The sequence below is a fragment of the Pseudomonas citri genome (genome assembly GCF_025336485.1).
Classification (GTDB): domain Bacteria; phylum Pseudomonadota; class Gammaproteobacteria; order Pseudomonadales; family Pseudomonadaceae; genus Aquipseudomonas; species Aquipseudomonas citri.
Genome location: NZ_JAODAB010000020.1, coordinates 85,304 through 111,893, shown reverse-complemented (window position 1 = coordinate 111,893; position 26,590 = coordinate 85,304). Strand labels below are relative to the sequence as shown.

18 protein-coding genes are annotated in these 26,590 nt (G+C 63.8%); 11 read left to right on the top strand and 7 right to left on the bottom strand.

Translation table 11 applies throughout. The features are described from left to right. Window positions 1-666: 666 nt before the first annotated feature. The 8 genes from N4Q37_RS20330 (at window position 667) to N4Q37_RS20295 (ending at window position 12,669) form a co-directional block, all read left to right on the top strand. Window positions 667-1,626, top strand: coding sequence for an AAA family ATPase (locus N4Q37_RS20330; protein WP_260961365.1), 960 nt, complete (start codon window positions 667-669; stop codon window positions 1,624-1,626). Window positions 1,627-1,636: 10 nt separating this feature from the next. Continuing rightward, window positions 1,637-2,581: a DUF58 domain-containing protein gene (locus N4Q37_RS20325; protein WP_260961364.1), complete on the top strand. Its 945-nt coding sequence runs from the start codon at window positions 1,637-1,639 to the stop codon at window positions 2,579-2,581. Then, a complete protein-coding gene (locus N4Q37_RS20320) occupies window positions 2,578-3,072 on the top strand; it encodes a DUF4381 domain-containing protein (RefSeq protein WP_260961363.1) in 495 nt (164 codons plus the stop codon). Before N4Q37_RS20325 ends, N4Q37_RS20320 begins: the two co-directional genes overlap by 4 nt. Continuing rightward, complete coding sequence (locus tag N4Q37_RS20315) at window positions 3,065-4,144, top strand: vWA domain-containing protein (RefSeq protein WP_260961362.1); 1,080 nt, start codon at window positions 3,065-3,067, stop codon at window positions 4,142-4,144. The genes N4Q37_RS20320 and N4Q37_RS20315 overlap by 8 nt, the downstream gene beginning before the upstream one ends. After that, window positions 4,141-5,874, top strand: a complete 1,734-nt coding sequence (locus N4Q37_RS20310; RefSeq protein WP_260961361.1) for a tetratricopeptide repeat protein — start codon at window positions 4,141-4,143, stop codon at window positions 5,872-5,874. The genes N4Q37_RS20315 and N4Q37_RS20310 overlap by 4 nt, the downstream gene beginning before the upstream one ends. After that, complete coding sequence (locus N4Q37_RS20305) at window positions 5,871-7,508, top strand: BatD family protein (RefSeq protein WP_260961360.1); 1,638 nt, start codon at window positions 5,871-5,873, stop codon at window positions 7,506-7,508. The genes N4Q37_RS20310 and N4Q37_RS20305 overlap by 4 nt, the downstream gene beginning before the upstream one ends. Before the next feature lie 281 nt (window positions 7,509-7,789). Then, window positions 7,790-9,031 carry an exonuclease SbcCD subunit D C-terminal domain-containing protein gene (locus tag N4Q37_RS20300; protein WP_260961359.1) on the top strand — a complete coding sequence of 414 codons (1,242 nt, stop codon included), beginning with the start codon at window positions 7,790-7,792 and terminating at the stop codon, window positions 9,029-9,031. Then, window positions 9,028-12,669 carry an SbcC/MukB-like Walker B domain-containing protein gene (locus tag N4Q37_RS20295; protein ID WP_260961358.1) on the top strand — a complete coding sequence of 1,214 codons (3,642 nt, stop codon included), beginning with the start codon at window positions 9,028-9,030 and terminating at the stop codon, window positions 12,667-12,669. The genes N4Q37_RS20300 and N4Q37_RS20295 overlap by 4 nt, the downstream gene beginning before the upstream one ends. Window positions 12,670-12,810: 141 nt before the next feature. Here the strand turns inward: N4Q37_RS20295 and N4Q37_RS20290 are convergent, their stop codons facing one another. The 7 genes from N4Q37_RS20290 to N4Q37_RS20260 form a co-directional block, all read right to left on the bottom strand. After that, window positions 12,811-12,936, bottom strand: a complete 126-nt coding sequence (locus tag N4Q37_RS20290) for a hypothetical protein (protein ID WP_260961356.1) — start codon at window positions 12,934-12,936, stop codon at window positions 12,811-12,813. Window positions 12,937-13,110: 174 nt separating this feature from the next. After that, window positions 13,111-13,290 (bottom strand): hypothetical protein, encoded by a 180-nt coding sequence (locus tag N4Q37_RS20285; RefSeq protein WP_260961355.1) that lies wholly within the window; start codon window positions 13,288-13,290, stop codon window positions 13,111-13,113. A gap of 157 nt (window positions 13,291-13,447) precedes the next feature. Then, window positions 13,448-14,623, bottom strand: coding sequence for a lactonase family protein (locus tag N4Q37_RS20280; RefSeq protein WP_260961354.1), 1,176 nt, complete (start codon window positions 14,621-14,623; stop codon window positions 13,448-13,450). Further along, window positions 14,620-14,910 carry a DUF5629 family protein gene (locus N4Q37_RS20275; RefSeq protein ID WP_260961353.1) on the bottom strand — a complete coding sequence of 97 codons (291 nt, stop codon included), beginning with the start codon at window positions 14,908-14,910 and terminating at the stop codon, window positions 14,620-14,622. Before N4Q37_RS20275 ends, N4Q37_RS20280 begins: the two co-directional genes overlap by 4 nt. Next, window positions 14,907-16,487, bottom strand: a complete 1,581-nt coding sequence (locus N4Q37_RS20270) for an aldehyde dehydrogenase (NADP(+)) (RefSeq protein ID WP_260961352.1) — start codon at window positions 16,485-16,487, stop codon at window positions 14,907-14,909. Before N4Q37_RS20270 ends, N4Q37_RS20275 begins: the two co-directional genes overlap by 4 nt. Before the next feature lie 12 nt (window positions 16,488-16,499). Further along, window positions 16,500-17,492 (bottom strand): AraD1 family protein, encoded by a 993-nt coding sequence (gene araD1 / locus N4Q37_RS20265; protein WP_260961351.1) that lies wholly within the window; start codon window positions 17,490-17,492, stop codon window positions 16,500-16,502. A gap of 57 nt (window positions 17,493-17,549) precedes the next feature. Continuing rightward, entirely contained in the window at window positions 17,550-18,872 is a 1,323-nt protein-coding gene (locus tag N4Q37_RS20260; protein ID WP_260961350.1) for an MFS transporter, read from the bottom strand. Between the two features lie 194 nt (window positions 18,873-19,066). Between N4Q37_RS20260 and N4Q37_RS20255 the strand changes: the two genes are divergently transcribed. From N4Q37_RS20255 to N4Q37_RS20245, 3 genes are all read left to right on the top strand, one after another. Beyond that, a complete protein-coding gene (locus tag N4Q37_RS20255) occupies window positions 19,067-20,803 on the top strand; it encodes an IlvD/Edd family dehydratase (RefSeq protein ID WP_260961349.1) in 1,737 nt (578 codons plus the stop codon). A gap of 219 nt (window positions 20,804-21,022) precedes the next feature. Next, a complete protein-coding gene (locus tag N4Q37_RS20250) occupies window positions 21,023-21,742 on the top strand; it encodes a FadR/GntR family transcriptional regulator (RefSeq protein WP_260961348.1) in 720 nt (239 codons plus the stop codon). A gap of 104 nt (window positions 21,743-21,846) precedes the next feature. Next, entirely contained in the window at window positions 21,847-26,556 is a 4,710-nt protein-coding gene (locus tag N4Q37_RS20245) for a hypothetical protein (RefSeq protein WP_260961347.1), read from the top strand. The last annotated feature ends 34 nt before the right edge of the window (window positions 26,557-26,590 follow it).

The following is a 26,590-nucleotide window of genomic DNA, read 5'->3' as shown; positions in this document are numbered from 1 at the left end:
AAGCGGTTTCTTTTTGGTTGGCATACATGCACCTCTTACTCATGTTATGCCCGAACACAAAATTTCTGACACCCTCCCAAATCAGAAAAAGGAGACCATCAACCTCGCTACCAAACGAAGGTGGCGGCCATACGCGGGTTGGTAGACCGGTGACTTGGAGAACCGGCGCGTCCGAAGACGCCCTGCGCATGACCACCATAAAACAGATACCGAAACGGCTTCTGTTACAGGGGGCTGTGCGACAAGTCAAAAGCCGGGCTACCAAACCCGGTCGCTGATTCATCAGCGACCCGGAAACGATAGAACCGGCCTCCCAGACGCACAAGCCGGAGGATTCTGGCGTAGTTGTAGGCAATGGCGCAAGGCAACGTAGCCCGATACAGAGCACTCCTACATCCGGATAAACACCCATTCATTTTGTGAGTGCTTCGCACTGGAGCGCCAGCCCGGTCAAGCGGGAGCAAGCTCCCTCGCCACGGGGTTAGCGCACTTGCCCGAGTTGTATTCATCGCAAGCAAGCCTCCACGATGTTTCCGAGCCGATCACAATTGTGCACACCTGATCAAAATCCCGTTAGTCGCCACCCCCCGCGATGCATTAAAGTATTGCCCCCAGCCCCGGCATTATCCGAACGCCCTGGGCCACCTTTTCCAGGAACAGTCACCGATGGAACATCGTGAAGCGCTGCTGGCGCTGCGAACCTTTCTTTCCACGCAGATTCTCGGCCAGGAAAAACTCATCGAACGCCTGCTCATCGCGTTGCTCGCCGATGGCCACATGCTGGTGGAAGGCGCGCCGGGGCTGGCCAAGACCAAGGCCATCAAGGAGCTGGCCGAAGGCGTCGAAGCGCAATTCCATCGTATCCAGTTCACCCCCGACCTGCTGCCGGCCGACATCACCGGCACGGAAATCTATCGCCCGGAAACCGGCAGTTTCGTGTTCCAGCAAGGGCCGATTTTCCACAACCTGGTGCTGGCGGATGAAATCAACCGCGCCCCGGCCAAGGTCCAGTCGGCGTTGCTCGAAGCCATGGCCGAGCGACAAGTCAGTGTCGGGCGCAGTACCTATGAGCTATCGCCGCTGTTCCTGGTGATGGCCACGCAGAACCCGATCGAGCAGGAGGGCACCTACCCGCTGCCAGAGGCCCAGCTCGACCGGTTCCTGATGCACGTCAAGATCGGTTTTCCCGACGCTGCCGTGGAGCGTCGCATCCTGCAACAGGCCCGAGGCGAGGCGCTGAATGGCGAAGCCCTGCCCGAGCGGCGGGTGAGCCAGCAGGCGATTTTCTCCGCGCGCAAGGAAATCCTCGGGCTGTACATGGCCGATGCGGTGGAGGAGTATCTGGTTCAATTGATCATGGCCACCCGAAATCCGGCCAAGTTCGACCCGGAAATGGCCGAGTGGATCGCCTACGGCGCCAGCCCGCGGGGTTCCATTGCCCTGGACCGCTGCGCCCGTGCCCATGCCTGGCTGGCCGGTCGCGACTTCGTCAGCCCGGAAGACATCCAGGCCGTGCTGTTCGATGTGCTGCGCCACCGCATCATCCTGTCGTTCGAGGCCGAAGCGGCCGGTATCGACCAGGACCGGGTCGTGCAGCGGATCCTCGACGTCGTCGCTGTCGCTTGAGTCATGACGCATGAATAACCCGCTCGCGCCCGCGCCGGGCATCCGCGTCAGCCTTTCGGAGCTGATCGAGATGCGCCACCGCGTGCGCGAAGTGCAGCTGTTCTCCACGCCGGGCCAGCGCAGCCCGTTGATCGGCCTGCACCACTCCAAGCTGCGCGGGCGCGGGGTGGACTTCGATCAGGTGCGGGTCTACCAGGCCGGCGATGACGTGCGCACCATCGATTGGCGCGTCACCGCCCGGACCCAGGAGCCGCACACCAAGCTGTTCCATGAAGAACGGGAACGACCGATCTTCATCATGATCGAGCAAAGCCACCGCCTGTTCTTCGGTTCCGGGCTGATGTTCAAGTCGGTGCTCGCCGCCCAGGCTGCCAGCCTGATCGGCTGGGCCGCCCTGGGGCACAATGACCGGGTCGGCGGACTGGTGTTCGGCAATAACACCCATTACGAGGTCAAGCCCCGGCGCAGCAAGCAGAGCCTGTTGCAGTTGCTCAACCGCCTGGTGCGGGTCAATCAGTCACTGCACAGCGAAAGCGAGCCGGACCGCGATTCGTTCGGCGTCGCCCTGCGCCGGGCCCGAGAGGTGCTGCGGCCGGGCAGCCTGGTGATCGTGATCTGCGACGAGCGCGCGCTGTCCGACAGCGCCGAGCAACAATTGAGCCTGCTGTCGCGCCATTGCGACCTGTTGCTGCTGCCATTGTCGGATCCGCTGGACCACGCCTTGCCCGCCGCCGGCCTGCTGCGCTTCGCCCAGCGTGGCGCACAGTTGGAGCTCGACACCCTGAATTTCGAGCTGCGCCAGGCCTATCGCGCCCAGGCCGAGGCACGCCAGGAGCGTTGGGAACTGCTGGCGCAGAAACTGCGAATCCTGATGATGCCCCTAAGCACCCAGGGCGATATGGTCGAGCAACTGCGCGAGTACCTGAACCCCAAGCGCGTGGGGGCAAGCCGATGAGCAACCTCGACCAATTGCAGCCCTTGATGGCACCGCCCTCCATCGGTTTCTGGCCACCCGCGCCCGGCTGGTGGCTGCTGCTGGTGCTGCTGCCGCTATTGGGGCTGGGCCTGTGGCAGTTGCGTCGGTTCATTCCCGCCCCGCGCAGCGCACCTCGCGCCGAGCAACCGCTGGACCCATTGCGACTGGCCGCCCTGGCCGAACTTGCCCGGCTGCCCAAGCCCTACGACGGCGCACCGGCCGGGGCCTGGCTGCAACAGCTCAACGGACTGCTCAAGCGCCTGTGCCGCAACCATTACCCCTATAGCCAGAGTCACACCCTCAACGGGCGCAAATGGCTGGCGTTCCTGGATAACCGCTGCCCGGCGGCCGGCCTGACCCGTTGGATGGTGCTGGTGGAAGGCGCCTACAAGCCTGAATGCAAGCTCGATGACAAAGCCATCGCCGGCCTGACTCAGGCCGTCGAAATCTGGATTCGCAAACATGTTTGAATTCGCCTGGCCGTGGGTGTTCGCCCTGCTGCCGCTGCCCTGGCTGATGCGCCTGGTGCTGCCGGCAGCCGACAGCGGCGAGCCGGCGCTCAAGGTCAGTTTCCTCGGCGACCTCGAAGGCCTGGTGGGACGTCGCGCCCGGGCCAATTTGCCCACCTGGCGCCAACAAGCGCCCTACATCCTGCTATGGCTGCTGCTCTTGATCGCCGCCGCCCGCCCGCAATGGCTGGGCGAGCCATTGCCCATTGCCGCCAGCGGCCGTGATCTGCTGGTGGCCGTGGATGTCTCCGGGTCCATGGACTTTCCCGACATGCAATGGCAGGACGAAGAGGTCAGTCGCCTGGCACTGGTCCAGCATATGCTGGGGGATTTTCTCGAGAGCCGCGAAGGCGACCGGGTCGGCCTGATCCTGTTCGGCAGCCAGGCCTACCTGCAAGCACCGCTGACCTTCGACCGCCACACCGTGCGGCATTGGCTCGACGAGGCGCGCGTCGGCATTGCCGGCAAGAACACCGCCATCGGCGACGCCATTGGCCTGGCTCTCAAGCGCCTGCGCCAGCGTCCGGCCCACAGCCGTGTACTGATCCTGGTCACCGACGGCGCCAACAACGGTGGCGAGATCGATCCGCTGACCGCCGCCCGCCTGGCCGCCGACGAGGGCGTGAAGATCTATCCGATCGGGATCGGTGCCGACCCGGAGCAAAGTGGCACGGCGGGCTTCCTGGGCGTCAACCCGAGCCTGGACCTCGACGAAGCGATGCTCAGGGAAATCGCCCAGGTCAGCGCTGGCCGGTATTTCCGCGCCCAGGATGGCGAGCAGTTGCAGGCCATCAAGGCCACGCTCGACCAGCTCGAACCGGTGACCCAGCAACCGACCCAGGCACGCCCTGCCCTGGCGCTGTATTCGTGGCCCCTGGGCGTTGCGTTGCTGTTGAGCGTATTGCTGGTGGCACGGGTCCGCTGGCCGGACAACCCGCTGCAACGCTTGTTCACCCAGCCGCTGTTCCAGCCGACCCAACACGCCGATTGGCGCCAGCGGCTCAAGCGCCTGCGCTTGCGGAGGCGTCGATGATCGCCCTCTGGCCGCATTGGTTGCGCCCCTGGTATGTGTTGCTGGTGCCGGTGCTGGGCTGGTTGCTCTGGCAGCTGTGGCATCGGCAGAAACGGATAGGCCGTTGGCAGATGATCCTGCCGCCGGCGTTTCATTCCGCACTGCTCAGCGGCGGCAACGGTCGTGAAAGCAGGCTGCCGTGGGTGGCGCTGGGCCTGGGCTGGTTGCTGATGGTGCTGGCGCTGCTCGGGCCGAGCTGGGCGCGAGTCGAACAGAGCAGCCAGAAACCCGCCGACCCGCTGGTGGTCGTGTTGGAGCTGACCCCGGAAATGCTCGCCACCGACGTCCCGCCCACCCGCCTGGAGCAGGCGCGGCGCAAGGTGCTCGACCTGCTGCATAACCGCAGCGATGCGCAGACCGCGATCATCGTCTATGCCGGCAGCGCCCATACGCTGGTGCCGCTGTCCGACGATCTGTCCACCAGCGCCAACCTGCTCGAAGCCCTCGCACCCTCGATCATGCCCCAGGGCGGGCACCGTGCCGATCTGGCGATCAACAAGGCCATGGCCCTGCTGGACCAGGGCGAACTGGGCCACGGCAAGATCCTGCTGATCGGTTCATCGCTGAACGAGCAGGAGCGCCAAGGTATTCACCAGGCGCTGGATGGAGCGGCCACACAGTTGCTGATGCTTGGCATCGGCACCCCCGAAGGCGCACCGGTGGCCCAGGATGACGGCAGTTACCTCAAGGATGCCCAGGGCGCGATTCTCGTCCCACGCCTGGACAGCCCGAGCCTCAAGTCCTTCGTCAACACGCTGGACGGCCGTTATCGTCCAGTGCGCCTGGACGACAGCGACCTGCGTGGCCTGGGGCTGCTGAACGGCCCACGTCACCTGCGCAGCAATGGCCAGACCTTACGCCTGGACACCTGGGCCGACCAAGGGTACTGGTTGCTCCTGCCCCTGTTGCTGCTCGCCGCCTGCGCCGGCCGCCGAGGCTGGCTGTTCTGCCTGCCGTTGCTGTTGATGGTGCCGCAGACCGGTCACGCTTTCGAATTCCAGGACCTGTGGCTGCGCCCCGACCAACAGGGTCAGCATCTGCTCAAGCAGAAACGTCCGGCCGAGGCCGCGACCCGTTTCGAAGACAGCCAATGGCAAGGTGTCGCCCTCTACGAAGCCGGCAACTACAGCGAAGCCGCCCGGCGTTTTGCCGAAGGCAACGATGCCCGCGCCCATTACAATCGCGGCAACGCCCTGGCCAGGAGCGGGGAACTGGAAGCCGCGCTGGACGCCTATGAGCAGGCCCTTGAGCTGCAACCCGACCTGCGCCCGGCACAAACCAACAAAGCCCTGGTGGAAAGCCTGCTGAAAGAACAGGCGCCGCCCGCGCAAGAGCCGGAGCCTGCCGAGAACGAGCCTGCGCCCACCGCCGAGCCATCACCGGATGCCGAGACGTCGTCCCAGGCGTCCGAGCCGGGGCAACCCGCTTCCGAGGCGACAGCGACGCCAGAGCAGACCCAGACGCCCCAGACCCAACCGGCCACGGCCCAGGACGTGCCAGGCAGCGAGCTGCCCGACGAGCAGACCACCACCCCACCGCTGCGCCCCGCCGCCGGGCAGCGCAACGAAGAAGAACAACGCCAGGCACTGGAACAGTGGCTGCGCCAGATCCCGGACAACCCGGGTGAACTGCTCAGGCGTAAATTCTGGTATGAACAGCAAAGCCATCAGGCCCAGGGAAAAACCCAATGACCCGCTTCACCGCCTACCTCCTCGTGTGGCTGCTCTGGGCCTCTGCAACCCAGGCGGCACAGCTGACGGCCAGTGTCGACCGCAGTCGCCTGAACTCCGGGGAAACCGTGGAGCTGACCCTGGAGTCCAACGACGCCACGCTGTTCGGCAAACCCGACCTGGGTCCGCTGCAGGCCTTGTTCGATGTACGGGGCACCCGCCAGGTCAACCAGTTGACCACCCTGGATGGCGAGAACCGCGCCACCACCCGCTGGATCATCACGCTGTTGCCGCGCCAGAGCGGCACCGTGATCATTCCACCGTTGCAGTTGGGTGAGGTGACCAGCCAGCCGATCACCCTGCAAGTGGTCGAAAGCGAGACCCGCAACGCCTCCGGCACCCTGGCGCCGGTGTTCATCGAGGCCAGCCTCGACCAGACCCACGTGTACGTGCAGGCCCAGGCGATCCTGACCCTGCGCATCTACCACTCGGTGTCGCTGTACGACGACAGCAGCCTGACGCCGTTGCACATTCCCGATGCCCGCACCGAGCAACTGGGTGAGTCACGCACCTATGAAAAGGTCATCAACGATGTCCGCCATGGCGTGATCGAACTGCGTTATGGCATCTACCCGCAGCGCAGCGGCGAACTGACGATCCCGGCCCAGACCTTCAGCGCCACCCTGGTCGAACCGGTGGCCCAGGACGCCGCGCCATCGGGGCCCAAGCCCGGCCAACTGATGCATGTCAGTTCGCCGCAACTGCGCCTGACCGTCAATCCCAAGCCTGCCAGCTACCCTGCCGATGTGCCCTGGCTGCCGGCACGCAGCCTTTCCCTGAGCGAGAGCTGGAGCCCGGAACCGACCCACAGCCAGGTCGGCGACTCCCTGACCCGCAGCCTGACCCTGGAAGCCGAAGGCTTGGCCAGCGCCCAACTGCCACCCCTGCCCGCTACCGAAATCAATGGCCTGCGGCGCTATCCGGACCAACCGGTACTCAGCAGCCGCAACGGCGAACGGGGCCTGGTGGGCAGCCGCGAGGACCGCGAAGCCCTGGTGCCCAACCGCAGCGGCACCATCGAGCTGCCGCCGGTGGAAGTGGTCTGGTGGAACACCCTGGAGGATCACCTGGACCGCACCAGCCTTCCAGCACGGACCCTGCAAGTGGCGAACAACCCGAGCCTGATGGTGGACACACCGACGGGCACGGCACAGATCGTGACGACCGTCGACACTGACAGCCTGTGGTATTGGCAGTTGAGCACCCTGCTGCTGAGCTGCACCACGCTGCTGGGCTTCGGCCTGTGGTGGCGGGCCCGCTCACAGCCGGCCGTACTGCGCGCGACCCAGACCGGACCGAGCCCGCGTACCCTGCTGGACGACCTCAAGCGCGCCTGCCTCGCCAACGACCCCCACGCCACCCGCCAGGCGCTCGACGCCTGGGCCCGCCAGCAACCGGAGACCCTGGCCGACATGGCGGCCCGCTTCGTGCCCCTGTCCGACGCCCTGGACGGCCTCAACGGCGCCCTCTACAGCGAGAGCGGCCAGCACTGGCAAGGCGAGGATTTGTGGCGGGCCATCCGCACCATTCCGCCCACCGAAGGGGCGTTGGAGGCGGGTGGTGAGGCGGGATTGCCGCCGCTTTACCCCAAGTAGCCTGCGCTGTTTTTTGCAGCTTTTGTAAAGACAATATTTGTCTGCAAGCAAAATGGGTGGGAGCAAGGCTTGCCCGCGATGAAGACCATGCGGTCTTTCAGGAATCGAGTCGCCTTCATCGCGGGCAAGCCTTGCTCCCACGTTATCTCCCTCGCCACAGGATCTCGCTGGAGCAGAACCTGCAAAGGGAACAAGTCCTCTCCCCCATTTCCCAGTAAACTCGGTTTCTTTTAGCCGCCTCTCTCTTCACAGCGGCCATCATCTGTTTTCTGGAGTTCGCCTTGCGTCTGTTTCACACCTCCGACTGGCACCTGGGGCAAAACCTGCACGGCCAGGAACGCGACTTCGAGCACGCCTGCTTCCTGGAATGGTTGCTGCGCCAACTGGCTAGCGAAAAGCCTGACGTATTGTTGATCGCCGGCGATGTCTTCGACACCGTGAACCCACCGGTCAAGGCCCAGGAGCGGCTGTACGACTTCATCGTCAGCGCCCACGAACAAAACCCCAGCCTGACCATCGTGATGATCGCCGGCAACCACGACTCCGGCTCGCGGATCGAGTTGCCGGCGCCCTTGATGCGGCGCTTGCGCACCCATGCCCTGGGCCGAGTGCTGTGGCTGGACGACGGTCAGCTGGACGTCGAGCGCCTGTTGCTGCCGTTGCCCGACGCCAAGGGCAAGGTCAAGGCGTGGTGCCTGGCCCTGCCGTTCCTGCGCCCCGCCGAAGTGACCGGCGCGCAGTTGGGAGACGACTACCTGCGCGGCATCGGCCAGGTGCATGAATGGCTGATCGCCGCCGCCCACGACAAACGCAAGAAAGGCCAGGCGCTGATTGCCGTCAGCCATGCACACATGGCCGGCGGCTCGGTGTCCGAGGACTCCGAGCGCAGCCTGATCATCGGCAACGCCGAGGCCCTGCCCGCCAGCCTGTTCGGCCCGAGCATCAGCTACGTCGCCCTCGGGCATTTGCATAAGCCACAGAAGGTCAACGGCGAAGAGCGCATCCGCTACAGCGGCTCGCCGATCCCCCTGTCATTCTCGGAAATCGGCTACCAGCACCAGATCCTCGACATTACCCTGGACGGCGAAACCCTGGTCAAAGTCGAACCGCGCCTGATCCCCCGCGCCGTCAATCTGCAACGTTTGGGTCCCGCGCCGCTGGCCGAAGTGCTTGCGCAACTGAAGGACCTGCCCGACATCGACCTGCTGGCCGACATCCAGCGCCAGCCCTGGCTGGAAGTGCGGGTGCGCCTCGACGAACCGCAGCCCGACCTGCGCAACCAGGTGGAAAGCGCATTGCAAGGCAAGGCCGTGCGGCTGGTGCGGATCGCCGCCGAATATGCCGGCAATGGCGCGGCCAGTACCGATGACAGCGCCGCACTGATCGAGCTGGACCAACTGAGCCCACAGGAACTGTTCAGTCGCGCCTGGCAGGACACTTACGGCAACGATGTGGACGAACAGACCCTCAAGGACTTTGCCGTGCTCTTGCAGGACGTGCAGATGGAGGGCGAGCAGCCATGAAGATCCTCGCGATCCGCCTCAAGAACCTCGCGTCCCTGGCCGGGCCTTTCGAAATCGATTTCACTACCGAACCCTTGGCCAGCGCCGGCCTGTTCGCCATCACCGGCCCTACCGGGGCTGGCAAGAGCACCCTGCTCGACGCCTTGTGCCTGGCGTTGTTCGGCGCCGTGCCGCGCCTCAACAACACCGGCCGGGATGCCAAGGTGCCGGACGCCGACGGCGAAATCGCCACGGGCGATCCCCGCACGCTGTTGCGCCGGGGGACCGGGGACGGTTACGCCGAAGTGGATTTTCGCGGCATCGACGGTCGTCGCTATCGGGCCCGCTGGGAAGCCAACCGCGCCCGGGAAAAGGCCGGCGGCAAGCTGCAAGCCAGCCGCCAGAGCCTGCGGGACCTGGACAACGATCAATTGCTGGCGAGCCAGAAAGGCGAATACAAGACCCAGCTCGAAGCCGCCCTGGGCCTGAACTTCGAACAGTTCACCCGCGCCGTGCTGCTGGCCCAGAGCGAGTTCAGTGCGTTCCTCAAGGCCGACGACAACGACCGCAGCGAGCTGCTGGAAAAACTCACCGACACCGCCCTGTACACCCGCCTCGGTCGCCGGGCCTTCGACATGGCCAAGCAGGCCAGGGAAGCCCACAAACAGTTACAGGACCAGGCCACCGGCATCACGCCGCTGGCCCCCGAGGCCCGCGCCGAACTGGATCAACGTTTCAACGAAGCCCAACAGCAGCTCAGGACCCAACAGGCCCAGCTCAAGCAACTGGAACAGCAACACACCTGGCTCAAGGACCTGCGCCAGTTGCAGGACGAACAGGCCAGTACCGCCGAGCAGTTGCAACGGGCCCAAGCCGATGAAGAGACCCTGGCGGACGAACGGGTGAAACTGGCCCGCCTGGAGCAACTGGCGCCGCAGCGGCATCAGTTCATCCGTCAGGCCGAACTGGCCCGGCAACTCCAGCCCCTGGCCGTGCAGATCCAGCAACTCAGCCAGCAGCAGATCGAGCTGCACGAACATCAGGCCAAACGGGAAAAGGACCTGCAAGCGGCACAACAAGCACTGGCGGCGGCCCGGCAACAGAGCAGCGACAGCGCCCCCCTGCTACGCCAGGCCTTCGAAGAACAAAACACCCTCGCCCGCCTCGCCAAGGAGACCAGCCAGGGCGCCGAACGCCAGGAACAGGCACAACAGGCCTGCCTCGAAGGCCAGCGCACGATTGACATCCTGCTCGACCAAAAAAAGCAGGTGGCCGAACGCCTGGAGCGAATCGCCGGCGCTCTTGAACAAAGCGCCGATCTCGCGCCGTTGAGCGATGCCTGGAACGCCTATCGCGATCGCCTCCAGCAATTGATGCTGATCGGCAATCGCCTGAACCAGGGCCAGGCCGAACTCACCACGCTGGAGCAAAGCGCCGCCCACGCCGCCGAAACGCTGGCCGCCCGCAGGCAGGACCTGGAAGTGCTCTACAAGGAAGCCGGCGCCGAACCCGAGGCGGTGGCCGAGCAGATCCAGTTGCTGGGCAACCTGCTGCACGACAACCGCAAGCAACTGCGCGCGTTCGAAGACCTGTCGCGGTTGTGGGCCAGCCAGCAGCAATTGGACAAGCGCGGCGCCGAGCTGGGGCAGCGCCAGCACCAGGCGCTACAGGAACGCGACCGCCTGATGCGCGAAGGCAGCGAAGCCAAGGCCGAACTGGTGATCGCCGAACAGACCTTGAGCGTCACCCGCGAGCTGTTACAACGCCAACGCCTGGCCCGCAGCGAAAGCGTCGAACAGTTGCGCGCACAATTGCTTGACGACCAACCCTGCCCGGTGTGCGGCAGCGTCGAACACCCTTACCATCAACCCGAAGCGCTGTTGCAAAGCCTCGGGCAACACGATGAAACCGAAGAGGCCAATGCACGCAAAGCCGTCGACCTGCTCAACGAAAAAGTCATCGACCTGCGCACCCAGTACAGTGCGGTCATCGCCCAGCTCAAAGAGCTGAAACAGCAGCAGGAACAACTCGCCGAACAGCACCAGAGCCTGGCACCCAGCCTGGAGGCGCACCCCCTGGCGGCACAACTGCTGGCCCAGGATACGAACCGGCGCGACGCCTGGCTGACCCAACAAGACGACCAGTTGAACCTGCGCATCCGCCAGGACGAGCAACGGCAAGCCGCCCTGCTGACCTTGCAACAGGACGCCGCACGCCTGGGACAACAATTGCGCCAGGCCGAAACAGCGAGCCAGCAGGCGTCACAGCATCTGGACCAGCAACGCCAGTCGCTGGCGCGGGATCGCCAGCGGTTGGACGAAGAACTCGAACACTTCAATGCCCTGTTGCCGGCAGATACCCTGAAGGCCCTGCGTACCGAGCCCGCTGCGACCTTCATGCAGCTCGACCAACGGATCGCCCAACGCCTGGAGCAACTGGAACAGCAACGCGATGAACTGGGCGAACAGCTTCAGCTCCAACAGACCCTGGAGAAAGAACAGGACCGGCAACAGACACGCCTGGAGCAACAGGCGTCGGCGCAACAGCAGCTGCAAACGCTGATCGAACAACAGCAGGCTTGCCAGCAAAAACTCTCGCAACTGTTGGGCGCGCACACCAGCGCCGAACAGTGGCAGCAACAACTCGACCAGAGCTCGGAACAAGCCCGCAGCGCCGAAACGACGGCCAACCAGCAGTTGCAGCAATTGCGTCACGACCTGGTGCAACAGGCGGCCGAACTCAAGGCGCGGTTGGAGCAGAGCCAGTCCCTCGAGGCCGAACATCACGCGCTGGCGGCCGCTATCGGCCAATGGCGGGCGTTGCACCCAGCGCTGGACGACGCTGCGCTCGACAGCTTGCTCGGCCTGGATGAACAGCAGGTCAGCCAACTGCGCCAACGCTTGCTCAACAGCGAAAAAGCCATCGAGCAGGCCCGCGTGTTGCTGGCCGAACGCGAGCAGCGCTTGCACAACCATCAGGCCCAGCACAACGGTAACCTGACACCCGAACAACTCGCCGAAGCCCTCACCGGGCTGCAAGCGCAATTCGCCGCCAGCGAACAACGTTGCGCCGAACTGCGCGCCGAACAGGCCGAGGACCAGCGTCGACAGAACGCCAATCAGGCCCTGGCCCAACAGATCGAACAGGCCTACCTCGAATACCAACGCTGGGCCCGCCTGGACGCGCTGATCGGCTCGGCCACTGGCGATCGTTTCCGCAAACTGGCCCAGGCCTACAACCTCGACCTGCTGGTGCACCACGCCAACGCCCAGTTGCGGCAACTGGTGCGCCGCTACCGGCTCAAGCGCGGTGGCAGCATGCTCGGGCTGCTGGTGCTGGACACGGAAATGGGCGACGAACTGCGCTCGGTGCATTCCTTGTCCGGCGGCGAGACCTTCCTGGTGTCCCTGGCCCTGGCATTGGGCCTGGCTTCGATGGCGTCCAGCACGCTGAGCATCGAATCGCTGTTCATCGACGAAGGTTTCGGCAGCCTCGACCCCGAGTCCCTGCAGCTGGCAATGGACGCCCTCGACGGGCTACAGGCCCAAGGGCGCAAGGTCGCGGTGATTTCCCATGTGCAGGAAATGCATGAGCGGATCCCGGTGCAGATCCAGGTCCAGCGTCAGGGTAATGGGTTGAGTACGGTGCAGGTGAAGTGAGTTGTGCGGGGAGATTCCTGTGGGAGCAAGGCTTGCCCGCGATGGGAGCAATGCGGTCCCCCAGGAATCGAGTCGCCTTCGTCGCGGGCAAGCCTTGCTCCCACAAAGTCTCGCATCGGTCCTTGATGCCGAGCTGATCGATCAGTCGCTAAGCAAGCTCAACAAGCGCTCACGCGCCATGTCAGGCTCGCCGGGAACCGGCTGGGCAGCAGAAACAATCGGGGTGGAATAGAGGAAAAGCAGCATCATCGCCAGACGCATCGCCATGGTCTCGGTCCTTATTGGAGCGGGAGTCAATTAACCAGCGTCAAATTTAAACACATGGCGATGTGATATTACAGCGCGATTTTCACAAGTACCGGCGAAGCCTGCGATCTTTTCTCTCTCACCAGGGGACTGTGGAGATGAAAAGATCGCAGGCTTCAGGCGTCTTGAAGGTTTTCAGTGTGGGATCTTGTGATCCAGCGCCGCATAGAAGTTGGCGCTTTGTTGCAGGTATTTTTCGGTGTAGCTCTGGGTGCGGTTTTTCTTGTCGCTGATCTCGATGCTGGCACTGGCAGGCAGCGCCACGGTGGCAGAGATAGCGGACGCGGCGATCACGGAGAAGAGATTCAGGTTCATGGCGGTAGACCTCGGATTCAGTTGGCTGATTTGCCCGGTTGGGCCGTGAAGCAAACTTACGCGCCGAGGCGTCCTGCCTTGAAATGCTTTGCACTGCTAGCGAATATCAGTCCCGTTGATACAACGGCGCAGCCCTCGGAAAACGAGGGCTGCGGGTCTATTGACGGAGCATGAACTTCAGATCGCTGGGTGCGTCCATCGACACTTTCTGCACGGTTTTACCCAGCAGGCCGGTCTTGGGATCTCGGGCAACCACCACGATCTGGTTGCTCTTCTGGTTGGCGATCAGCAGGAATTTCCCGCTCGGGTCGAGGCTGAATTCCCGTGGGTGGTCACCGTCGACGGAACGGCGCTGGAGCTCCTTCAGCGTGCCCGCCGCCGGGTCGATGGCAAACACCAGTACTTCGTTGGTGGTGCCACGGTTGCTGACATACAGGAGCTTGCCGTCGCTGGAGGCATGCAACGCCGCTGCCGCCCTGCCCGGCTGCGGCTTGCCGGCCGCCAGATCGACCAGTTGGCGCTGGGTCAGGCGCCCGCCCCGATAATCGAACACCGCCACCTGGGCGGCCATTTCCAGCGTCAGCCAGGCGTGCTTGCCGTCAGCGCTGAACAGCAGGTGACGCGGGCCACTGCCGGGCGGCAGTTGCACGAAGGCAGGCTCGGCGGCAACCAGCGGTCGCTCGGGATTGGCCTTGGGGTCGTAGCGATAGACGAACACCTTGTCCGCCCCCAGGTCGTTGGCGAACACGAACTGGCCATCGGGCGACGACACGGCGGCGTGCACATGGGCCGACACCTGCCGTTCGGGGTTGACCCGGCTCGGCTGATGGCTGCTCAACTGCACCGGGGGCGACAGCTTGCCATCGGCGCTCACCGGCAACACCGCGAGGGTGCCGCCGGGGTCTTCCACCACCGAATAGTTGCTGACCAGCAGATGCCGGCCGTCGCCGCTGAGGCTGGAGTGGGTTGGCTCGTTGCCCAGGGATTGCACCTGGTTGATCAGGCTCAGCGCGTGAGTCTTCGGGTCGATGGCGTAACTGCTGACCTTGCCCACCGGATCTTTCTGCCCGGGGCCGTTTTCGTTGACCACGAACAACCGGCTCATGTCCTTGGATAGGGTCAGCCATGACGGGTTATCGGTCTTGATCACTTGCAAAGGGTTGGTATCGAGCTGGCCGGTGTGGCTGTCGAATTGCAATCGGTAGATGCCTTGGCTCTGGCCCGCCGTGTAGGAGCCCACCAACAATTGATGACGGTCTTCAGTGCCCGCCTGGACACCCATGGCGGCCACGCTGGCGGCCATCAACAGCGGCCAGACACTGCGCATTTTCATTGTTCGTCATCCTCATCGTCATGGCCGCTGACCGCCTCCACGCACTCCAAGTGGTGAAGTCCCGAATCACTGGCAATGACCCAGTGATTCAGGGCCGGATCGAACGTCGCGGCCTGCATTTGCGCCGGGGTAAAACGCCAACGCTCGAGGGTGCGGCCATTCATGCATTCGATGTGCAACTGATCCTGCTCATCGAGGGAAAAATCGAAGGCGTGCAGACCGTCGATGATCAGCATGTCGCAGGTTTCCAGGGCGTGCAGCAAGGTGTCGGTGGTCATGGCGGTCATACCCCCTCACGCCCCGGTACCCCGTCCACCAGCCGCAGGACTCCCAGCGGGTTGGCGTTCTTCAACGGCTCCGGCAGCAGGTTGTCGGGGTAGTTCTGGAAGCACACCGGGCGCAGGAAGCGATCGATCGCCAATGTGCCCACCGACGTGCCGCGGGCATCGGACGTCGCCGGGTACGGCCCGCCGTGGACCATCGAATCACACACCTCGACACCGGTCGGGTAACCGTTGAGCAGGATGCGGCCGACCTTCTGTTCCAGCAGCGGCGTCAACTCGCCGAAGCGCTCGAAATCCTCCGGCTCGCCGATCATCGTCGCGGTCAACTGGCCGTGCAGGCCGTTCAGCGCGGCGCTCAGTTGCGCCTGGTCCGCCACTTCGACAAACACGGTGGTCGGGCCGAAAACTTCTTCTTGCAGCGCCTCGTCGCCGTCGATCAACAGGCTGGCATCGGCCTTGAACAACTGCGGCTGGGCCTGGTTGCCCTGCTGCTCGCGCCCGGCCAGGTGCTCGATGCCCGGATGAGCCAGCAACTTGCTCAGGCCCTTGCCGTAGCTTTGCAGTGTGCCGGCGTTGAGCATGGTCTGCGGGGCCTGGTCGCCGATCAGCGCGGCGACCCGCTGGGTGAAGGCGGTGAACTGCGGCGAACGAATACCGATCACCAAACCCGGATTGGTGCAGAACTGGCCGCACCCCTGCACCACCGAGGCAGTCAAGTCGCGAGCGACGCTGTCAGCGCGTTTTTCCAGCGCGTGCGGCAACACGATCACCGGGTTGATGCTCGACATCTCGGCGAATACCGGGATCGGCTGGGGCCGTGCGGCGGCCATGTCGCACAAGGCACGTCCGCCCCTCAGGGAACCGGTGAAGCCGACGGCCTGGATCGCCGGATGCTTGACCAGCCATTCGCCGACGCCACCGCCATAGATCATGTTGAACACACCGGCTGGCATCGCGGTTTTCTCCGCGGCGCGGATGATCGCGTCGGCCACGTGCTCGGCCGTCGCCATGTGGCCACTGTGGGCCTTGAACACCACCGGGCAACCGGCGGCCAGCGCCGAAGCGGTGTCGCCGCCGGCCGTGGAAAACGCCAGGGGGAAGTTGCTGGCGCCGAAGACGGCCACTGGGCCGACACCGATGCGGTACTGGCGCAGGTCCGGACGCGGCAGCGGCGTGCGCTCGGGCAACGCCCGATCGATGCGCGCGCCGTAGAAATCACCGCGCCGCAAGACCTTGGCGAACAGGCGCATCTGGCCACTGGTGCGACCGCGCTCGCCCTGGATCCGCGCGGCCGGCAACGCCGTTTCACGGCAGACCACGGCCACGAACTCATCACCCAGTGCGTCCAACTCGTCGGCGATGGCCTCGAGGAACTCGGCCCGGCGCACGGCGCTCAGGCTACGGTAGGCCGGGTAAGCCGCCGCGGCTGCCCGGGCGGCGGCGTCGACTTCTTCCGCCGTGGCCTGAATGAACGCATGGGGCAAGGCTTCGCCGGTGCTGGCGTCGACGCTTTGCAGGCGAGTCTGGCCCGCTGCGCTGCGCGTGCCAGCGATGTAGTTGTGGCCAAGGATCTGGTTCATCGCAAGTCTCCTTTAAAGTGTGCCGATAGTACCCGGTTTGAACACCGCGTCCACCGGGGCTATGCCGTTGACCAGCGGTGCGCCGAATTCAGCCTGGCTGATTTCGAACACGTCTCCCGGCTGGGTGCGGATGCCGTCGGCGAACGACAGCGTGGCGGTGCCAAAGAAGTGCACGTGTACATCCCCCGGACGCAGGAACTGACTGTACTTGAAATGGTGGAATTCCAGGTTTTCGAGGCTGTGGCACATGTTCGCCTCGCCGCTGAGGAATTCGTTCTGCCACAGCACTTCACCGTTGCGCAGAATACGACTGGTCCCGGACAGATGTGGAGGCAGTTCACCCAGGCGAAGTTCCGGGCCAAAACTGCAACTGCGCAGTTTCGAATGGGCCAGGTACAGGTAATTCTTGCGCTCCATCACGTGATCGGAGAATTCGTTGCCCACCGCAAAGCCCAGGCGATACGGCTTGCCGTCGTGGCCGATGACATACAGGCCGCTGATTTCCGGCTCTTCGCCGGCATCCTCGGCGAACGGTGGCAGCGGGAACGGATGACCCGGAGGCACCACGATGCTGCCGTCGCCCTTGTAGAACCACTCCGGTTGCACGCCGGCCTGCCCGGCCTGGGGCTTGCCGCCCTCCACGCCCCATTTGAAGATGCGCATGGTGTCGGTCATGGTCGCTTCGTCGCCGGCCTGCTGGTGCATCTTGTCCCGCGCCGAGGCGCTGCCCAGGTGCGTCAAGCCGGTGCCACTGACCAACAGGTGCGCCGGGTCCGGGTGATCCAGCGGCGGCAGGATACGCAGCTCGCCGAGCAATTGCGCGTAGTCATGGCTCGCCCCCAGGCCCAGGTCGTTGACCTGCCGCTCCAGCTTCACGCCGGCTTCGATGGCCGCCAGCGCCAGGTCCCGCACGGTTCCGGCGCCCTGTACTTCACGCACCTGGTCGCCGTCGACCACGCCAACGCGGCGCTCGCCGTTTTGCAATTCGAACTGAACTAGACGCATGGATTTCTCCCTGTAAACAAAACTTGAATAGGCGTAGCAGGCTTTTGTGGAATGACCTCAGGTCCGCGTCGCACCCCGGGCACTGGCCGCGAACTGATCCGCCGGCAGCACATGCTTGCGCTCCAGCAAGCGATAGACCACGCCGGTCAACACCAGGCCGAACACCATCACACAGGACAGGAAATACAGCCCCGAGGCCAGGTTGCCGGTGTATTCCTTCAGCGCGCCGATCACGAACGGGCCGATGTAGCCACCCAGGTTGCCCACCGAGTTGATCAGCGCAATGCCCGCCGCCGCGCTGGCACCGGCAAAGAACCGCCCCGGCAAGGTCCAGAACACGGCAGTGCAGGAAAACAGCGCGAACGCCACCAGGCACAGCGCCGCCAATTGCAACACCGGCACCGACAACCAGGCACTGAAGAACAGGCCCAGGGCACCCAGCACGTACAACACGGCCAGGTGACCGTAGCGATCGTTCAAGCGGTCGGAACTGCGGGGGATGATCAACAGACCGATGATGCCGAAGATGTAGGGCACCGAAGACACGAAGCCAGTCACCAGGTCGCTGCCGCCGAACTGTTTGATCAGCGTCGGCAACCACAGGCCCAGGCCGTAGATGCTCAAGGTCACCGGCAGGTAGAACAGCGCCAGCAACAGGACACGCTTGTCCTTCAAGGCATGCAGCGGGTTGCCATGACGGGTCTGGCCGTATTCCTGCAAATCTTTCTTCAGCTCACCGGCTAGCCAGTCCTTCTCGGCCTGGTCCATCCATCGCACCTGTTGCGGGCCATCGGGCAGGTAGCGCAGCACCGGCCAGGTCAACAGCACGGCCGGCAGGCCGATGACGATGAACAACCACTGCCAGCCATGCAGGCCAAGCACGCCATCCATGCCCAGCAAGCCACCGGACACAGGGCCGGTGATCATCATCGCGATGGGTTGGGAAAGGATGAACAGGCCGAGGATCTTGCCGCGATGGCGCACCGGGAACCATTGGGTGATGTAGTACAGCACGCCAGGAAAGAAGCCGGCTTCGGCGGCACCGAGCAAGAAGCGCATCACATAGAAGCTGTAGGGCCCCTGCACGAACGCCATGCCGATGGTGATGGCGCCCCAGGTGATCATGATCCGGGCGAACCAACGGCGCGCACCGAAACGTTCGAGCATCAGGTTGCTCGGGATTTCCAGCAGGAAATAGCCAATGAAGAACAACCCGGCCCCCAAACCATAGGCCGCGTCGCCAATGCCGATGTCGGCGCCCATGTGCAGCTTGGCGAAGCCCACGGCGGAGCGGTCCACGTAGGCGATCAGGTACAGCAGGATCAGGAAGGGAATCAGTTTCAGCGTGATGCGACGAATCAGCCGCAATTCCTGGCTCATGGGACCGGTCTCCGATTGTTTTTATTATGGAACCTGAGGGGGATTTCTCTGGCGAATGACCACCAGGACAATCCCTCCGTTGCACCGGACTATATAGTAATACTATTTATGCAACAACACTTCCAAAGCACACAATTTGCGCTTATGTTACCCTCAAGCTAGAACAATATAGTCATACAATAAGAGAATCGATCATGTCTGATAAGAAACCCTCCCTGCGCTCGGCCCAATGGTTTGGCACCGCCGACAAGAACGGCTTCATGTACCGCAGCTGGATGAAAAATCAGGGCATCGCCGACCATCAGTTCCATGGCAAGCCGATCATCGGCATCTGCAACACCTGGTCGGAGCTGACGCCGTGCAACGCGCATTTCCGGCAGATCGCCGAGCACGTCAAGCGCGGTGTGATCGAGGCCGGGGGATTCCCGGTGGAATTCCCGGTGTTTTCCAACGGTGAATCGAACCTGCGCCCCACGGCCATGCTGACCCGCAACCTGGCGAGCATGGACGTGGAGGAAGCGATTCGCGGCAACCCGATCGACGGCGTGGTGTTGCTCACCGGTTGCGACAAGACCACCCCCGCCCTGCTGATGGGCGCGGCCAGTTGCGACGTGCCGGCCATCGTCGTCACCGGCGGGCCCATGCTCAATGGCAAGCACAAGGGCCAGGACATCGGCTCGGGCACCGTGGTCTGGCAACTGAGCGAACAGGTCAAGGCCGGCACCATCACCCTCGACGATTTCCTCGCAGCCGAGGGCGGCATGTCCCGCTCCGCCGGCACCTGCAACACCATGGGCACGGCCTCGACCATGGCCTGCATGGCCGAAGCCCTCGGCACTTCCCTGCCCCACAATGCCGCGATCCCGGCGGTGGATGCGCGGCGTTATGTGCTGGCCCACATGTCCGGCATGCGCGCCGTGGAAATGGTCCGTGAAGATCTCAGGCTGTCGAAGATCCTCACCAAGGAAGCCTTCGAAAACGCCATTCGCGTCAACGCCGCCATTGGTGGCTCGACCAACGCGGTAATCCACCTCAAGGCCATTGCCGGACGCATCGGTGTGCAACTGGAGCTGGACGACTGGACCCGCATCGGTCGTGGCATGCCGACCATCGTCGACCTGCAACCCTCCGGGCGTTTCCTGATGGAAGAGTTCTACTATGCCGGCGGCCTGCCTGCGGTGTTGCGTCGTCTCGGCGAAGCCAACCTGATTCCCCATCCGAATGCCTTGACCGTCAACGGCAAGAGCCTTGGCGAGAACACCCGGGAGGCACCGATCTACGGCCAGGACGAAGTCATCCGCACCCTCGACAACCCGATCCGCGCCGACGGCGGCATCTGTGTGCTGCGCGGCAACCTGGCGCCGCTGGGCGCGGTGCTCAAGCCGTCCGCCGCAACGCCTGAACTGATGCAGCACCGTGGTCGCGCGGTGGTGTTCGAAAACTTCGACGAGTACAAGGCGCGGATCAACGACCCGGAACTGGACGTCGACGCCGACTCGATCCTGGTGATGAAAAACTGCGGACCGAAGGGTTATCCGGGCATGGCCGAAGTCGGCAACATGGGTTTGCCGGCCAAGCTGCTGGCCCAGGGCGTGACCGACATGGTGCGGATTTCCGATGCACGCATGAGTGGCACCGCGTACGGCACCGTGGTCTTGCATGTAGCACCGGAAGCCGCCGCTGGCGGCCCCCTGGCAGCGGTGAAGGAAGGCGACTGGATCGAGCTGGACTGCGCCAGCGGTCGCCTGCACCTGGACATTCCCGACGCCGAACTCGCCGCCCGCCTGGCCGACCTCGCACCGCCGCAAAAACTGCTCGTGGGCGGCTACCGCCAGTTGTACATCGATCATGTGCTGCAAGCGGACCAGGGCTGTGACTTCGACTTTCTGGTGGGCTGCCGCGGCGCCGAAGTACCACGACATTCCCACTGATCCCAGAGGTGTTCGCAAATCCGGTGTTCAGCTCAGATCCCTGTGGGAGCTGAGCTTGCTCGCGATGGCGGTGGATCAGCTTGCCTCGATGTTGAATGTTCCGCCGTCATCGCGAGCAAGCTCAACTCCCACAGAAGGTCTGCATGACTCTAACGCCCACCCTCGCCGCGCCTGCTATCATGCGCATCATTCCCCCCGCACAGGATCGCGCCGCGTCCCATGGATTACCGTAGACCTTCCGACCGCAAAAGCATGCACGCCCGCATCGTCCAGGAGCTGGGCATGCAGATTGTCTCAGGTCGGTTCCAGCCCGACGATAAGCTCCCAGCCGAAGCCTTGCTGTGCGAAGAGTACGCGGTCAGCCGCCCGGTGCTGCGCGAAGCCACGCGGGTGCTGGTCGCCAAGGGCCTGGTGTATTCGCGCCCGCGCGTGGGCACGGTGGTCAAGCCACGTCGCGAGTGGCACATGCTCGACCCGGACGTGCTGCACTGGCTGATGCAGAGCAGCCCGCAAAATGAGTTCTTCGGGTTGCTGACCAGCGTGCGCAGCATCATTGAGCCAGCGGCAGCCGCCCTCGCCGCGCAATTCGCCACCGACAGCGACATCGCCGCCATCCGCGAAGCCTACCAGCGCATGGAAGCGGCACCGACCCCCGAGGCCGTGCTGCAACCGGACCTGGACTTCCACAGCCGCATCGCCGACGCCACTCACAACGACCTGCTCGCCAACCTGTGCAACATGTTGTCGGTGGCCATCGCTGAAGCGCTCAAGCACTCCAATCAACGCCCCAACCTGCATGAACTGGCGATGCCGCGGCACAAGGCGATCCTCACCGCCATCGAGAACCGCGACGCCCTCGGCGCCCGCCATGCCACGCTGGTGCAACTGGACGATGCCCGCAGCGCATTGAATGTGGTACTGGGTTCCGATCCCACCTGACACAAACGCCATCCGCCGCGGTGGTATCTATGTACCACCCGCGCGCACCCCAGAGGTCGATACTTTTCCAGGCGTCATTCAGCGCCCCATGAAAAGGATTTCCCATGACCTCGCCCTCTCCGGCTGACAGCCCCTCTGCGCTGGCACAAAGCGTCAGCCTGCAATTTGCCGATCGCCCGACCTTCGAGCAGTTCGTATCACGCATGCTCGAACAAGCGATCACGGAAAAGTACCCCTCGCTCACCTTCGACCTCTCCAAGACCCGGCTGGCGACGCCCGATGAGGCATCCAGCGGCTACCGGCTTGAACCGTTCATGTCGCGGGTCCTGGATTACCTGGCCCTCGGTATCCCCGTGCAATTCAAGGATCGCAACGGGCGGCGCAGCTTTCTGTCCGACGCGCCACCGCGCCTGCTGTCGCCAGACAACGGAAAGCTGGACATGAAGGTCATCGAAAAACTGTTGCTGGAACTGCCCTGGAGCGTGCCGATCGGGCTGGAGGATGCGCTGACCCGTTATTGGAACGCCAGCATCGACACCGGCCCACAAACCGACAAGCAGCTCGGCACCAACCGCTGGCAGTGGCTCAGCGATGTGCTCAGGAACCTGTTGCATATCCGCAGCCTGCAGCAAGACCTCCCCAGACAGGCCCAGGACGCCCTCGATCAGATGGTCCGGTGGCCCGACCGCGAGCAACGTTTTGGACGCCATGGTCAATCGGGCGTCTATGCCTACAGCCTGCAGACCCGGCTCACCCGGGACGGCGCCAGCAGGGTACTGACCGGCAGCGAGATTCTGCTGATCCACCACAAGAAAAACACGGCGGTGGTGCTGCTGTGCAGTCCTGCCGGCGCTGTCCAGGCCTTCGAATCCCTGGAGGCTTTCACGCGGGACTGGGGCGCCCGGATCGCCCGCCGGTACGTCGTCGACACCGTGACTTGCCAGCGTTACGAGATCGATGGCAATGCCTTCGAGACCCAGGCGGCCATGATCCTGGAGCAGCAGTTGGGCGACCTCGATGCCGTGCAGTTGCCCTCGTCCATTGGCCTGCCAGGCCTCAGGGCACTCTATGACGAGTTGAGCGACCCCGCCCGCTACCTGCTCGACGCGCCGCGCCCGATGCCGGCCGAGTCGACACGGATCGCCCCGTTGATTCCCGAGTGGCTGCAACAAGCCTCCATGCTCGACAGGACGAAGCTCCAGCAATACACCCTGGCGTTGGCCAGCGCCAAGAAACGCAATCAGGGCCGCACCTTCCTCAGCGACATCCAGGACATCAAAGCCTTCACCGCCGACGCCTTGCTCAAGCACCTGCGCCAAGCCAACGACAGCAGCCCCGCCAAGGCCCAAACCAACCAATTCCAGCCTGACGATGTGGAGCTGACCTTCAGCGTGGCGGCGGGCTACCCCGGCACCATCGGGCTCATCGAGAAAAGAACGATGAGCCTGACCGAACTGGCCATCCACAACCTCGTCGCCCGACCTGGCGCCGGTCCGGTGCTCAGCCATCGCCTGGGCTTGGCGCTTCCGCTGTGGCTGACGGCGGACGTCATCACCCGCCAAGGCGGGCTGATCGAACAGGTGGACATCGGCACCACCTACCCACGCTATCTGCAACAAAAACTGCTGGACGATGCATCTCAAGCCCATGAACGCCAGCGCATGTTCGCCGAAGCGCTTCCCGCGCAGCTACCGCTCGAGGCCCTCAAGCAACTGCTCAATCACGAAAATGGCATGACCCGCCAGGGCCTGGCCCTGATCGAAGCCCTCCTCAAGCCCAACGCCGACGAACAACGGGTCGCGGGCCGCTCCGTGGTCATGCGTCACCTGGCGTTGCTGCGCACGCCCCAAGCCCACCCCGATACCGTGACGAACATATTCATCATCGAGCCGGAGGACGTCGCGGCGGGCCCGCATGTGCTGTATCGCCCGCTCTACACGCCGTCATTGCAGGAGTATCCGACGCGCGAGGCATTGTTGCAGGCCATCGTCGCGCCGGGGGACTTGCAGCAAAGTGTCCTGACCTGGATGTCCGACGCCGCCCGTCCGATCTACGCCAATGGCGGCTTCCAGGAGCCACATATCGTGCGTTTCTACCAGGGCGATGAGTTCAGCCTGCCCGCGAAACCGACGCCGGCCACCCTGGCGGTCGACAGCGTCAACGACGAACTGCGGCAGTTCCTGCACAACGGCGAGCTGATGCAGTATCTCTACGGCAGCAACGCGAGGGCCCTGGTCACCCAGGCGGACCGGGGCTCGGTTTCCAACAGCGAAAGCCGTTGGGCCGTCCTGCTCCATGGCGGCAGCCTGCTGTTCAACACGTTGCTGTTGCCTATGCTGCGCGGTCCCGCCATGGCCACGGCCTGGCTGTGGAACCTGATGGCCAGCGCCAACCAGGACATCCCGGCCCTGAGCAGCGAGGACCCCGTGACTCGGGAGCTCGCCGCCGTCGATCTGCTGCTCAACCTCGGCATGCTGCTGGTCCAGTTCCCCTCTATCAGCGCGCCCCCTCGCCCCCCCTTGTCCGAAGCGCTCAAGGAACAGGCGATGCGTCCTCCGGTGCCGCGCATCGTCCCGGAACAGTGGCCCGCGCCCGCGCCGCCGAGCATCCATGAAGGGCCCGTGGCCTTGCCAGGGAAACACTTCGAGAACAGCGGCGCGAACCTTGACCTCAGTTTCGCCAGCGCGCGCCGTCGCCTGACGCCGGAGCAGCTCGCTCGTCTGCAGCGCTTCGAGGTAAGCCCTCCGGCATCCCTGCCCGAACCGATAGAATATGGCCCTTATGCGGGCCTGTACGTCATCCGGAACACATGGCATGCCTTGGTGGATGGAAAAACGTACCAGGTGACCCCGGAGTCGGACGGCACCGCGATCATCGTCAACCCCCTCGCCCCAAGGGATCCGACCCAGAACGGTCCGGTGCTGCAACCGGATGCCCGAGGCAACTGGTCCATCGACCTGCGCCTTCGCCTGCGCGGGGGCATGCCCCCCAAGCGCCTGGCCGAGATGCGTCGCCTCAAGACCCAGCGTGCGGCCGAATTGAGCCAGCACCTGAAGGACTACTACGCACAGGAAGCCGATCAACAACGGGCGCTGGACATTGCCCAACAAGTGATGACCAAGGCCCAGGAAGGCAACTTTACCCAGGAGCAACGCGCGCAAAAACGGGCGCAGTTCTACTCGCTGCTCCAGGCGCAGACGGATGACTATTTGAAACTGCTGGACGCCGTGACCGAATATGCCGGCCTCGATATGCAGCTACCTCCCAACATCATTCGTCTCTTGATGGAAAATGTGGTCAACAACGCCCGCAAGGCTTTCTTGATCAACGAATTCGAATTAACCGCCCTGGATGCCACCTATAGCCAATTCACCCAAAGTGCCTCGGCCCTGGAAGCGACGGTCGCCAGCAACATTCCCGCTTACTTCAAATACCTTGACGCCTTGAGCGACATCAACGATCGCGCGATCCATTGGCTGGAACTCAAGGACCGCTACCTGGACGCGCTACTGAACCTGGATGCCGCCGGCGCGCAAGCATTCGAGCGCCTGACCCGGGACCGCCCATTGGGGGAGCGAACAGCACTGGCCACCAAGGCCTTGCAATTACCGACGCTGGCGGCGCTGATATTCAAGGACCCCGACTCGGACCTTCCCGCCAACTTGCACAACATCACCAAGTTATTGATGGAGCAGGCACGCTCGCAATCCGACCTGAGCACGTACGAGTTGCCGCCATCGGAACAGCTTGAGGTACTGGAAAGCCTGACCGAGCACTATGGCGCAGCCCTCGACGCCATGCAGGGCATGAAAGCCCTCAATGCCGATAACATGGACACGTCCTATTTCGGCAGGCTGTTCCGACTGGTCGAGAGCCTGTACGAAGACGCATCTGCAAAGCTGGCGGCCGAGATCAAGCCCGAACCGCAACCGCGCAAGCGCCCGCCCAAACGCAGCAAGGCACCCGCTGGACGTCCGCAGAAAAAGGTGATCAAGACCCGCAAGAGCGGCGTGCTGATCGGCGACCTGAAGCCGGCCGGCACTTCGCTGCCGATCGACGTCGTCGAGCTGCGCTCCGAAGTCGACGACAAGTTGCTCGCCACGTACTCACAACATGGCGACGTCTGGGACGTGGTGGAAGTACAGCGACCGGCACCGCAACCCCGAACCCGGTCGGTCAAGGCAATCAAGGGTGATGCGCGAACACTGCTCGGACAGTTGGAAAACAGCCTGCTCAACACCGAGCACTACAAGACCCGGTGTCGTTTCCCGCAGGAAATCGAGGAAATCCTGAACAACGAGGCGAACCGCTTTCGTAAGCTCAATGAGGAACTCGACAGGGCTCTGCAGGCCTCACAAAAACCGGCCACGACAGCCGAACAGGCCTTGATGGCCCAACTGTCAGAGGCTGTCATCCGCCTGAGTACCCAAGGCAGTGCCCTGCGCACCGAATTGAGTTTCAAATTGCCGCCCACCGACAGCAACCTCCGCTATCTGTTCGAAAAGAACCTGATACAGGTCGCGCGACTCGGCGAACGCAAGGCCTTGAAAGGCGAACGCAAGGATTTCCTACAGGAATATGCCGTCAACGACCGCGACGGCTGGCCGCTCTGGTATGCGCATTTTCACTACGAAACGGCCGACACGCCGAAAGCCGATTTCAGCGTCGCGCACCTGAAAACCAGGGAGCAACGTCGGGAACACTACTATTCCATGCTGGCCAAGGCCAAAAGTCCCTACGCGGTTGTGGATGTGTATCGCGGGCAGATCGGCAAGTCCCTGGCACAGAGCAGGTTCTTGCCGCTGGCGCCCTGATTGCATCACAGCATCCCGTGGCGAGGGCGCTTGC

What these genes read in the sequence shown, in the direction of transcription:
- N4Q37_RS20330 (WP_260961365.1), top strand. Translation starts at nt 667, where the DNA reads ATGGAACATCGTGAAGCGCTGCTGGCGCTGCGAACCTTTCTTTCCACG.
- N4Q37_RS20325 (WP_260961364.1), top strand. Translation starts at nt 1,637, where the DNA reads ATGAATAACCCGCTCGCGCCCGCGCCGGGCATCCGCGTCAGCCTTTCG.
- N4Q37_RS20320 (WP_260961363.1), top strand. Translation starts at nt 2,578, where the DNA reads ATGAGCAACCTCGACCAATTGCAGCCCTTGATGGCACCGCCCTCCATC.
- N4Q37_RS20315 (WP_260961362.1), top strand. Translation starts at nt 3,065, where the DNA reads ATGTTTGAATTCGCCTGGCCGTGGGTGTTCGCCCTGCTGCCGCTGCCC.
- N4Q37_RS20310 (WP_260961361.1), top strand. Translation starts at nt 4,141, where the DNA reads ATGATCGCCCTCTGGCCGCATTGGTTGCGCCCCTGGTATGTGTTGCTG.
- N4Q37_RS20305 (WP_260961360.1), top strand. Translation starts at nt 5,871, where the DNA reads ATGACCCGCTTCACCGCCTACCTCCTCGTGTGGCTGCTCTGGGCCTCT.
- N4Q37_RS20295 (WP_260961358.1), top strand. Translation starts at nt 9,028, where the DNA reads ATGAAGATCCTCGCGATCCGCCTCAAGAACCTCGCGTCCCTGGCCGGG.
- N4Q37_RS20290 (WP_260961356.1), bottom strand. Translation starts at nt 12,936, where the DNA reads ATGGCGATGCGTCTGGCGATGATGCTGCTTTTCCTCTATTCCACCCCG.
- N4Q37_RS20285 (WP_260961355.1), bottom strand. Translation starts at nt 13,290, where the DNA reads ATGAACCTGAATCTCTTCTCCGTGATCGCCGCGTCCGCTATCTCTGCC.
- N4Q37_RS20280 (WP_260961354.1), bottom strand. Translation starts at nt 14,623, where the DNA reads ATGAAAATGCGCAGTGTCTGGCCGCTGTTGATGGCCGCCAGCGTGGCC.
- N4Q37_RS20275 (WP_260961353.1), bottom strand. Translation starts at nt 14,910, where the DNA reads ATGACCGCCATGACCACCGACACCTTGCTGCACGCCCTGGAAACCTGC.
- N4Q37_RS20270 (WP_260961352.1), bottom strand. Translation starts at nt 16,487, where the DNA reads ATGAACCAGATCCTTGGCCACAACTACATCGCTGGCACGCGCAGCGCA.
- araD1 (WP_260961351.1), bottom strand. Translation starts at nt 17,492, where the DNA reads ATGCGTCTAGTTCAGTTCGAATTGCAAAACGGCGAGCGCCGCGTTGGC.
- N4Q37_RS20260 (WP_260961350.1), bottom strand. Translation starts at nt 18,872, where the DNA reads ATGAGCCAGGAATTGCGGCTGATTCGTCGCATCACGCTGAAACTGATT.
- N4Q37_RS20255 (WP_260961349.1), top strand. Translation starts at nt 19,067, where the DNA reads ATGTCTGATAAGAAACCCTCCCTGCGCTCGGCCCAATGGTTTGGCACC.
- N4Q37_RS20250 (WP_260961348.1), top strand. Translation starts at nt 21,023, where the DNA reads ATGGATTACCGTAGACCTTCCGACCGCAAAAGCATGCACGCCCGCATC.
- N4Q37_RS20245 (WP_260961347.1), top strand. Translation starts at nt 21,847, where the DNA reads ATGACCTCGCCCTCTCCGGCTGACAGCCCCTCTGCGCTGGCACAAAGC.